Below are 11,221 nucleotides of genomic sequence, written 5' to 3'. Positions count from 1 at the left end.
ACGATTATCGGAAATAGCGAATTCAGGTAACAACGAGATCAATCAAATCCTCGCATCAAAGAAGCCGCCCCCAGAGCCACCTCCACCACCCTTGCCGAGTACCGCATGCGCGGGAGCTGGCCCCCTGCCAGTCGCGCCACCCGACCCACCTTCACCGCCCTTGCCGACAGCACCGCCGACAGCAGAATGCAAGTCATGCTCACTGATGGGGTTTGGCGCTCGAGCATCGTCGCTGTTGAAACCGTTTGCACGCGCCCAGCTCCGCGCATCGCCGCCCACACCTTCAACATTGAGGATCTTCTGCGTCGCTGCCATCATCTTGTCGACAGCGTCCCGGCTCACGTTCGCGGCGTCGGCATTGCAGCGCGCCTGGACCGCCTGTATCTCCGCTAGTTGCTCTGGGGGCGGCGCGGGTGGCGGCTCGCAGGGCCCCGCACATGCGGTTGTTGCTGGTGCCGGTGGTGGTTCGGGTGGCGCGAACGGTGGCGGGGCAGCTCCCGCGCATGCGGTAGTCGGCAAGCACGGTGGAGGCGGGCCGGGTGGCGCGAGTGGCGGCGCGCCAGCCCCCCCGCATTCGGTTGTTGGTGGGGCTGGCGGTGGCTCGGGCGGCGGGACTGCGCCAAGTCCTGCACCACCAGCCGCCCCATTCCCCGGTGTGCACGCTCCCGGCGGTATCGGAACGCCAGCCCCCGGCGTACCGCCCGTTCACGGGGCGCCCATGCCCATATCGCCAGCGAGCCTAGGACAAGTTCCCCAGCCCGGTTTGGGGCAGGCCTTCACCTCCGGCTTGACGACGGGCCAGGCGATGGGTCCTGGCGGGCAGGCTTTTACGGCGGGGCCGATACAAGCGATGGAGGCCGGCGCACCTCAAACTCCTCCGGTGACGTCGGCAGTAACACCGACCGTCCCCAGCGCCGGCGCGTTCATTGCGGCGCCCCCGCCCGTCGATGCAGCCCCGACCGCGGCTCCTGCACCAATGACCACCGGGGGAAGTGCCTCGGTTGCGCCAGTCATGACCGGCGGTGCGTGGTCGTCGCCGGCTCCAACGATGGGAGGCGCATCAGTGCCTTCAGGACCATTGCCCGCCTACGGTTCTGACCTACGTCCACCCGTTGTCGCGCCGCCATCCGTGCCTTCTGCACCCGCAGGCCCCATCTCGGGCGCGCCGGTAGCGTCCTCGCCGACATCGTCCCCGTCGGCGGGCGGGCCGCTGGTGTCGCCGGTGGACCGGACAGCTTCCGGGGCCGCCGCAGGCCAGGCCGGCGCAGGCTCGTCGGCCATGGCCGGCGCATCGGCAGCCTCAGCGGCAACTGGCGCAACGGCCGGCGCAGCCTCTGGTCGGGCCGCCGAGCAGCAACGGTTGCAGCGCCTGGTCGACGCCGTAGCTCGACAAGAGCCTCGGCTCTCGTGGGCGGTAGGACTGCGTGACGACGGCTTCACCACGCTGCTGGTCACCGATCTCGCGGCGGGGTGGATTCCGCCGCACGTCCGGTTGCCCGCCCACATAACCCTGCTCGAGCCGACTGCACGACGCCATGACGCCAACGTGATGGACCTGCTCGGCGCTATCACGGTCGCGGCTGCCCACCACGCCAACACGTACGTAGCCGAGCCGGGCTCGGACGAGCCCACACTCAGCGGTGATCGGCCGGCGCGCTCGGCTGCGCCCGACATCGATGAACTAGGACCCACCCTGGTGGAAGCGGTGCGCCGCCGGGACGGCCTGCCACGTATTGCCCAGGCGGTCGCGACACCCGCGGTGCGAAAAACGGGAGTCATCGATAGCGAAATCGAGATGCTGCGCGAATGTGCCGCCGAAATTCAGCACGCAGTGCTGACCGCTTATCCCCATCACGACCCAACGGCCGTCGGGGATTGGATGCTTTTGGCCGCGATCGAAGCGTTGATCGAAGGGCATGAGTACTTGGCGAATTATCACCTGGCGTGGTTTGACGCGATCAGCCATCGGACTGGTTCCTAGGCTTTCCTGAATCCTTGGGTGAATACCGTTCGTGGCGTGTTATGCCAAAATGGCTGAACGAGTAATCGGCTGTGCCCGGTAGCTATCAGGCGTTTTCGGGCTCTGCAAGCGGGGCGGAGGTGAGATCGTGAACGGTGGACCCATCAGTCACGATCCGATAAGTACTACCTGGATCGGCAGCGGACCACCAGCATCGATCCCGAATCCGTTTCCTGCTCCGCCAGGGGACCCCTCGCCCGTTGGCGGTATGCAAGGGGTGGTCGGAGCAGCCGGCAACGCCAACGTCCCGAAAGACGCCGCCGACGCGGCCGCGGCAGATGCGGACCGCAAAGCTCACGCGGCTGACGCTGCGGCCAAATTCCCAGCCAATGAGGCAAACAGCCAGCAGGAGATGCAGGGGATCCAGCAGATGCTGCAGAGCGTTACCGGCGCGCTCGGCGGCGCGATCGGAGGCGTCATGGGGCCGCTGACCCAGCTTCCGCAGCAGGCGATGCAGGCAGGTCAGAGCGCCCTTCAACCGCTGATGAGCGCGGTCCAGGGCGCCCACGGCGCCGCCGCGCTGGCCAACGACGCGCATCTGGTCGACAGTGTCGGCGGTGGCGGCGGCGCCGGACTGGGCGCCGGTTCCGGCGGCGGCGGTGGGCTGGGCGCCGGCGGGGGCACAACTCCGGCCAGCTCGCTGGGTCCGCCTCCGGTGCCAACCTCATCCCCGCCGACATCGCCCGCGGGCGCCAAGGCGCCGATAATGCCGGCGACCAGCGGCATGCCCGCCATGCCTGGGCAATCCGGAATGACCGGGATGCCGATGATGCCGCCGGGTGCGATGGGCGCCGGCGGCGAGGGCGGCAACAAGGACAAGCCCGTCGAAAAGCGGGTGACAGCCCCGGGCGTGCCCAACGGCCAGCCGGTCAAGGGCCGCTTGACGATCCCGCCGAGTGCCCCGGGCAGCAAATCCGGTGAGGCGAAGCCGACCGTCGTTACCAATAGGCCCAACCGCCGGATCGTGATCATGCCGTCCGAAGACGAGCCGAAAGAATAGCCGACCCGAACCTCCCAGCCCACCCAAAGGTGAGTGGTCGGGTGGTTCATCCCGGCAGTAGTGTCGCTACGTAATCGCGGCCGGCCGATCCCAATGTGCGGGTCATATTGGGTTGCTCGTTATTGACAGCAGAACTGTCGTTACGTGCATGCTATTGGTACGTCTGCGGGCGAACCGCGGAATACGCGGCCAGAAGGGTGTGGGAGTACTAGCGCGAAGTGTCCGGCAAGGATGCGGCGCCCATAGGGCGCACAGATGAATCACGGCGGGGAAATCGGTGACCAATCCCCTGAAAATGCGAGCGGTCGCGGCGTTGTCGCGCGCCCACAATCTGTTCCCGGCAGCCACGAACGGCGGCATCGGTGACGCACTGGCTCAGACACAGACGCACGCCGAGGCACTACGGCACGGCACTGATCAATTGCCGGATGCGGCGGCGACCCGCTCGGGCACCGCAATAAAACGCCTAAGTCAGTTGGGGCACACCGACCGGACGGTTGCCGAGGTGCTTGCGCAGGCGCGGACCGATCACGCTTATGGCCGGGCAGCGACACGCGCAACGCTGGAAGACGCCTTGGCAGACACCACACCGGCCGCCGATACCCCGATGGGCCGCCGCGAAGCCGTGGCTCGCATGGCGGCCAGGCTCCGCAGCCAGCATCGGCACGTCGCCGGATCTCGCCGGCGGGCAAGGCTGCTCGCGCGGCGGCTGCGACGCTTGCACTACCGACGAGGGCGATCGATGCACAACACCCAGACCGGCGGACGGCCTGCCGTATTGGCGGCCATTGGTAAAGCCTTAGATATCAAGGGCGTTCATGACCCAGTCGCGCGCGCTCGCTGGGAACGTGGCATGGACCTGGTGGCCCGCCGTGAGTCCAACTACGACGCAAACGCCGTCAACGACTGGGATTCCAACGCGGTGCGGGGCACACCGAGTAGGGGTGCCTGGCAATTCATCGCGCCAACATTCGCGGCTTATCACCAGCCGGGAACCTCGCGGGACATCCACAATTTGGTCGCTCAGGCGTGCGCTTTCATCAACTATGCGATGGGCCGCTACGGGGTCGCCGCCGACGCGTCGAATTTGGCTGATCGGATTCAGCAGGCCGATCCGCACCGAGCGCCCAAGGGGTACTGAGCATGCCGCTGAGTTTGTCTAACCGCGACCAGAACTCTGGGCACCTCTTCTACAACCGGCGGCTTCGCGCGGCGACCACCCGCTTCTCGGTGCGGATGAAACACGATGACCGCAAGCAGACCGCCGCGCTGATGTTGTCGATACTGCTGGTGGCCATCGCCTCGGGCTGGATGCTGTTGCTGAACGTCCTGAAACCGACTGGCATCGTGGGGGATTCGGCGATCATCGGTGACCGCGATTCCGGGGCTCTCTACGCGAGGATCGACGGCCGGCTCTACCCGGTGCTGAACCTGACCTCCGCGCGACTGGCGACCGGAACCGCCAACCAGCCGACCTGGGTGAAACCCGCTGAGATCGCGAAGTATCCGACCGGGCCGCTGGTCGGTATCCCCGGAGCGCCGGCCGCGATGCCGGTCCATCGTGGCGCCGCGTCGGCCTGGGCGGTGTGCGACACGGCGGGACGTCCGCGCAGCCCAGAACGACCGGTGGTGACCTCGATCGCCGGGCAACTTGACGGGTTCGAACGGGCCATGCCGCTCAGCGACGACGCCGGGGTGTTGGTCACTTTCGAAGGCAACACCTTTGTCATCTGGGGCGGCAAACGCTCGCAGATCGATCCGTCCAACAGAGCGGTCACGTTGAGTCTGGGCCTGGACCCGGGAGTGACGCTGCCGGTGGAGATTTCGCGGGCACTGTACGACGCGCTGCCTGCGACCGAACCGCTCGGTGTGCCCGCGGTGCCCCTGGCCGGCACTCCGTCGACATGGGTCTCGGGCTCACAGGTCGGCGCGGTGCTCCAGGCCCAAACCGCCAGCGGCGGCACACAGTTCTATGTGCTGTTGCCCGACGGGGTGCAAAAGATCACCAGCTTCGTCGCCGACCTGCTGCGCAGCGCCAACTCCTATGGCTCGACGGCGCCCCGCGTGGTGACGCCCGACGTATTGGTCAACATCCCCGAAGTGTCCTCGCTGGCGGTGGACTACTACCCGACCAAGCGGCTGAATTTTATTGATACCACTGCTGATCCGACCACATGCGTCGGCTGGGAGAAGGGTTCGACGGATCCGCAGGCACGCGTTGTGGTCTACAACGGACGCGGACTTCCCACGCCGTCTTACCTGGACAACCGCATCGTTCATCTGGTGCGGGATGACCGCGATCCGGCGTCGGTGGTCGCCAACCAGGTGCTGGTGTTGCCGGGCGCGGCGAACTTCGTGACGTCAACCAGCGGTGTGGTCACCTCCGACTCCCGTGAATCGCTGTTCTGGGTTTGCGACAACGGGGTGCGATTCGGGATCACCAACGACGACACGACGCTGCGCGCCCTCGGGCTCGACCCTGCTACGGCGGTGCAGGCGCCCTGGCCGCTGCTGCGGACTTTCGCCGCCGGCCCTGCGCTGTCAAGGGAGGCAGCGCTTTTGGAGCGGGACACCGTCCCGGCGCTCGGCAAGGTGGCTGTGGTGACGACATCGGCGAAGCCGGGAGGCTAGAGAATGTCAAAAAAAGCGTTCCCCATCAACCGCGTCCAAATCGAGCCGCCGAAACCGGTTCGAGTAGCGCCCAGCGCACCGATCGCACTGCCGGAACGTGAGCCGCGCAACATCTGGGTGATGATCGGTGTGCCGGCGCTGATCGTCGCGCTCATCGGCACCATCGTCATGCTCTACGTATCCGGCGTGCGCAGCCTGACAACCGGCTTCTTCCCGCTGATGGGCATCGGGGCGTTCAGCATGCTGGCGTTCTCCGGCCGCTTCGGCCGGGCCCGCAAGATCACTTGGGGCGAAATGGAAAAGGGTCGCCGCCGCTACCTCCGTGACCTTGACAGCAACCGCGACGAGATCCAAACGGCGGTGTGCGCCCAACGCGAATGGCAGAACAACGTGCACTCCGACCCTCGCGGACTGGGCGCCATCATCGGCGGCCCGCGCATGTGGGAGCGCGGTCGCGGCGACGCGGACTTCCTGGAGGTACGGCTCGGCACCGGAGTGCAGCACGCACCGGACTCGGTGCTCTCGGTGACCTGGCCCGACATCGCCTCCGACGAGGAGCTCGAGCCCGTCACCGGGCAGGCGCTTCGCGATTTCATCCTGGAACAGCGCAAGATTCGCGACATCGCCAAGGTGGTCAATCTCCGATCGGCACCGGGATTCAGCTTCGTCGGCGACGACCTGGACCGGCTGCGGTCGCTGATGCGGTCGGTGCTGTGCTCGCTGGCGGTGTTTCACAACCCGCGCGACGTCAAACTGATGGTGGTGACCCGCAATCCCGAGGCATGGTCATGGATCGTGTGGCTACCGCACAACCTGCACGACGAGCTGTTCGACGCGTGCGGGTTTCGCCGCCTGGTCTTCGCCACCCCCGAGGAACTCGAGGAAACCCTGGGCGCCGAACTGCACATGAAGGGCAAGCGCGGCGCGTGGACACCGCTGGCCGCGGCCAGCCCCACCGCGATGGGCTCAGCGCTGGAAACCGGCGTGGACACCGTCGATCTGGGCCCGCACCTGGTCATCGTCGACGACAACACCGGCAGCCCCGATGCGTGGGAAAGCGTGGTGGGGCAGGTGGGCAAGGCGGGAATCACCTTGCTGCGCATCGCTTCCCGGATTGGCACCGGCGTCGGCTTCGCCGATGACCAGGTGTTCGACCTCAGCGAACGGCACCGCGCACCCAACGGTTCGGTCAACCGTGAAGTGACGATGCACAAGAACGGATCCGACGCCGACGCCGACGGCGAAGACGACCGGCCCGCACCACTGCTGCGGGTGCGCAACAAGTTCTTCGCCCACGCCGACCAGCTTTCGGTGCACCGCGCCTACCGCTACGCGCGGGCGATGGCCCGCTGGTCACCGACCAGCCGCAGCGAGATCGCCGACTCGGTCAGCGGCGCAACCGAACTGCTGCGAGCCCTGGGCATCAGCGACCCCCGCGACCTGGACGTCGACCGGTTGTGGGCCGAGCGACGAGGCCGCGGCGACGAACGCTGGTGCGAGGTCCCGGTCGGGGCAAAACCCAACGGCGAACTGCAGAACATCACCATCCGCGCAAAAGACTTCGGCGGCTTCGGTTTCCACTCGGTGGTCATCGGCACCAGTGGCTCGGGTAAGTCGGAGTTCTTCCTGTCGCTGGTGTACGGCATCGCGCTGACCCACTCCCCGGAGACGTTCAACGTCATCTTCGTCGACATGAAGTTCGAATCCGCCGCACAGGACATCCTGGGTATCCCACACGTGGTGGCCGCGCTGTCCAACCTCGGCAAGGACGAACGCCACCTGGCCGAGCGGATGCGCAGGGTCATCGACGGTGAGATCAAACAGCGCTACGAGTTGTTCACCTCGGTGGGGGCGCGCGACGCCAACGATTACGAAGAGATTCGTCTCGCCGGGCGTGATTTGCCTCCCGTGCCGGTGCTGCTGGTGATCGTCGACGAGTACCTGGAACTGTTCGCCAATCACGAGAAGTGGATCAACCTCATCATCCACATCGGCCAGGAAGGCCGCGGTGCGAACGTCTTCTTCATGTTGGGCGGGCAGCGCCTGGATCTGTCCTCGCTACAAAAGGTCAAGTCCAACATCGCCTTTCGCATCGCGCTGCGCGCCGAGTCCGGCGACGACAGCCGTGAGGTGATCGGCTCGGACGCCGCCTACCACCTGCCGTCGAAGGAAAACGGCTTCGGCCTGCTGAAGGTGGGGCCGCGCGACTTGGAACCGTTCCGCTGCTTCTACCTCTCGGCCCCGTTCGTGGTGCCGAAGACCAAGGAGGTGGCCACCACCGTCGACATGACGTTGACCAAGCCGCGGCTGTACAACTGGCAGTACCAGCCGCTGGACGCCTCCGACGCCACAGCGTTGCAAGCCGCCGCCGCGGTCGACGCCGAACCCGATGAATTCCTGTACTACGACGACGGATTCAAGCGGAAGAAGATCGTCGACGTGCTGCGCGAGTCGTTACACGACGTGCCGCACCGCTCACCGCGCCGGCCCTGGCTCGAGCCGCTGGAGGAGCCCGAGTCCATCGACGCCCTGGTCGCGGGATACCGGGGCAAACCGTGGCACGTCGACTATGGGCGCAATGCGGGCCTGATGTTCCCCGTCGGCGTCATGGACATCCCCGAAGAGTCCAAGCAGATCGTGCATGCGGTGGACGCGTTGCGCAGCAACGTGATCGTGGTGGGGGCCAAGCAGCGCGGCAAGACCACCACGCTGATGACGCTGATGTGCTCGGCGGCAACGATGTACAGCCCGTCGCGCGTCACGTTCTTCTGCATCGGCGGGGCGACGCTGGCCCAGGCCGCATCGCTACCGCATGTCACCGACATCGTGTCACCGAAAGACGCCGAGGGCATCGAGCGGATTTTGAGCAGCATGGACGCACTGATCGATGCCCGCGAAGATTCGTTCCGCCGCCTCAAGATCGACCTCGACGGCTTCCGCGAGCGGCGGTTCGGTCCGGGTAGTGACGGTCTGGGCGGCACCGACGCCAACGACCCGTTCGGCGATGTCTTCGTGGTGGTCGACGACTACGACGACCTGTACTCGAAAGACACCGTGCTGGGCGACCGCATCATTTCGTTGAGCAGCCGCGGCCCCGAATACGGCGTGCACGTGATGTGCAGCGCCGGCGGCTGGATTCACGGGCAACGGCAAAGCCTGCTGCAAAACGCCACGGCGCGAATCCAATTGCGTTTGGCAGACCCGAGCGAAAGCCAGATGGGGCACTCGTCGCTCGAATCGCGGGACGCGGCCCGGCGAACCTTGAACCGTCCGGGCTTCGGTCTGACCGACAGCCTGCACGAGCTGCGGATTGGTGTGCCGGCCTTGACCGATCCCGCCACCGGCGAGATCGTCAGCATCGTCGACGTCGGCGCCCGCATCGCGGACGTCGCCGGAGTCACCAAGCATGCGACCCTGCAGCGACTGCCGCAGCGGGTGGCACTGAAGGCGATCCTGGAGTACGAAGCCGCACACCCCAGCGGCGACGACCTCTCCATCAGCTTCGCCATCGGCGAGCGCCACGAGCTGGGACCGGTTCCCATCAAGCTGCGCGAGAGTCCCGGGTTGATGATCTTGGGACGGCAGGGGTGCGGAAAGACCCTGTCACTGGTCGCCATTGGTGAGGCGATCATGAACCGATTCAGCCCGGAGGAAGCGCAGTTGACGCTGATCGACCCGAAGACCGCTCCACACGGTCTGCGCGATCTGCACGGTCCAGGTTATGTCCGCGCCTACGCCTACGACCAGGACGAGATCGACGAGGTGGTCACCACACTGGCGCAGCAAGTCCTGCTGCCGCGGCTGCCTCCCAAAGGTCTGAGCCAGGAGGAGCTGCGCGCGCTCAAGCCGTGGGAAGGGCCACGGCACTTCGTGCTGATCGACGACATCCAGGACCTGCGTCCGGATCAGAGCTACCCGCCAAAGCCCCCGGTGGGCGCGGCGTTGTGGAAGCTGATGGAACGTGCTCGCCAGATCGGGTTGCATGTCTTCACCACCCGCAACAGCGCGAACTGGGCGACGCTGCAAATGGATCCGTGGATGCGGTTCCAGACGTCGGCGAAAGTGGCTCAGCTGTACATGGACAACGATCCGCAGAACCGGATCAACCGAAACGTGCGGGCCCAGTCACTACCGCCGGGTCGTGGCCTGCTGGTCAGCGTCGATGGCGACGTCGAAGGTGTTCTGGTCGGATTGCCGTCCTCGGTCATCCCGCCGACGCAGTAACCAGTTGCGGCTCAGGGGTTTTCACCGTCGATGTGACGGCGCGGCGGGGGAGTGGACTCGGCCACCAGAACCACCGACCCAGTAGCGCCACGATGGACGGCACGATGAATGCCCGCACCACCAGGGTATCCAGCAACAGCCCGACCGCGATCGTCGTGCCGATCTGGGCGATGCTGAGCACGCTGCTGGTCAGCAGCGCGAGCATGGTCAGCCCGAAGATCACCCCGGCGATGGTGACCACGCCGCCGGTGCCACCGAACGCCCGGATGATGCCGGTCCTCAGACCCGCTGCCGCTTCGTGTTTGATGCGCAGCGCCAGCAACAGGTTGTAGTCTGCGCCGACGGCGATCAGCGCGATGAAGGCGATCGGGGCCACAGCCCAGTGCAGGTCATGATGAAGCAAGTGCTGCCAAATCAGCACGCTGGCACCGATTGCCGATGCGAACGAGGTGACGACGGTGCCGACGACGACCAACCCCGCGACCGGGCTGCGCAGCATCACCGTGACGATCAGGAAGATGAGGACCAACGCGGCACCGACCAACAGCGTGGTGTCACCGGCGACGAAGCGCTGCAGATCGGCGGTAACCGGTCCAACGCCGGCGAGGTCGACCTCGGTTGGGGTCAGGGTGCCTTCCTTGGTGGCCTCTTTGATGGCCGCGCGAACCTGCTCGGCCCGCTTGGCGCCCTCACCGCCCCACTCTGAACCGTCGCTATACACCAGTAGGTAAGCGGCGCGGCCATTCTGAGAGATCAGGTGGTTCAATGCGGTGGTATACCGCGGATCGGTCAACGCCCGCTGCGGCATATAGAAGTCCGCTGCGGCACTGCCCTGGAATTGGGTGGCGATCTCATTCATATAGTCGGTCAGTTGACGCAACTGCGGCCCGAGTGTGTCGGACAGGCCCAGTAAGTCGTGCGTAGCCGAACGCGCTTGACCCAGCGCAGTTTTCATCGAGATCACGCTCTGCGGCAGGGTGGCCATCGCGGTGGCGGCGGTGCTCGAGCCGTTGGTGAGTTTGGCGGCGCCGGAATCCAGTCGGGTGGACGTTTGCACCAGGCTGTCGACGGGCTGGAGCACACGGTCCACCGTCGAGCAGATCGGATTGGTGGCGCAGTCGGGGGTTCGCCCGACGAAGTCTCGCAGCGGGTCGAGGTAGCCCGACACCGTCGTGACATTGCGCTGCAGCCCGTCCATACCGGCGCGCATGTCTTCGGCGGCGCCGGACATGTCCGCTAATCCCGCACTGCCGCCTCGCAATCCATTGCCCAGCCCGTCGACGGCAACCTGGGTCTGCGCCAGCGCGTTGTCCAGTTCGGCGACGCGCTTGAGGCGTTGGGTCAGC

General features: G+C 66.2%; 6 protein-coding genes. 5 read left to right on the top strand and 1 reads right to left on the bottom strand.

The features are described 5' to 3' along the window. Positions 1-1,222: 1,222 nt before the first annotated feature. The 5 genes from A5625_RS30225 to eccCa all read left to right on the top strand — a co-directional run bounded on the left by A5625_RS30225 (position 1,223) and on the right by eccCa (position 9,875). Positions 1,223-1,981 (top strand): DUF5631 domain-containing protein, encoded by a 759-nt coding sequence (locus tag A5625_RS30225; RefSeq protein WP_232003745.1) that lies wholly within the window; start codon positions 1,223-1,225, stop codon positions 1,979-1,981. Positions 1,982-2,237: 256 nt separating this feature from the next. Continuing rightward, the gene (locus tag A5625_RS17895) at positions 2,238-3,020 is read left to right on the top strand and encodes a hypothetical protein (protein ID WP_066996743.1); all 783 of its coding nucleotides are present in this window, start codon (positions 2,238-2,240) and stop codon (positions 3,018-3,020) included. 295 nt (positions 3,021-3,315) lie between these two features. Next, positions 3,316-4,161: a DUF4226 domain-containing protein gene (locus tag A5625_RS17890; RefSeq protein WP_066996736.1), complete on the top strand. Its 846-nt coding sequence runs from the start codon at positions 3,316-3,318 to the stop codon at positions 4,159-4,161. Positions 4,162-4,163: 2 nt separating this feature from the next. Then, positions 4,164-5,651 carry a type VII secretion protein EccB gene (gene eccB, locus A5625_RS17885; RefSeq protein WP_066996733.1) on the top strand — a complete coding sequence of 496 codons (1,488 nt, stop codon included), beginning with the start codon at positions 4,164-4,166 and terminating at the stop codon, positions 5,649-5,651. Positions 5,652-5,654: 3 nt separating this feature from the next. Further along, positions 5,655-9,875, top strand: a complete 4,221-nt coding sequence (eccCa, locus tag A5625_RS17880; RefSeq protein ID WP_066996730.1) for a type VII secretion protein EccCa — start codon at positions 5,655-5,657, stop codon at positions 9,873-9,875. On the opposite strand, the gene A5625_RS17875 is transcribed toward eccCa, so the two are convergent. Further along, the coding region (locus tag A5625_RS17875) for an MMPL family transporter (RefSeq protein WP_156748321.1) at positions 9,856-11,221 on the bottom strand (1,366 nt) is incomplete at its 5' end. The genes eccCa and A5625_RS17875 overlap by 20 nt on opposite strands.

The organism is Mycobacterium sp. 1465703.0 (assembly GCF_001672975.1).
Classification (GTDB): Bacteria; Actinomycetota; Actinomycetes; order Mycobacteriales; family Mycobacteriaceae; genus Mycobacterium.
Note: the sequence above shows the minus strand (reverse complement) of the source record. Positions and strands in the feature narration are given on the sequence as shown.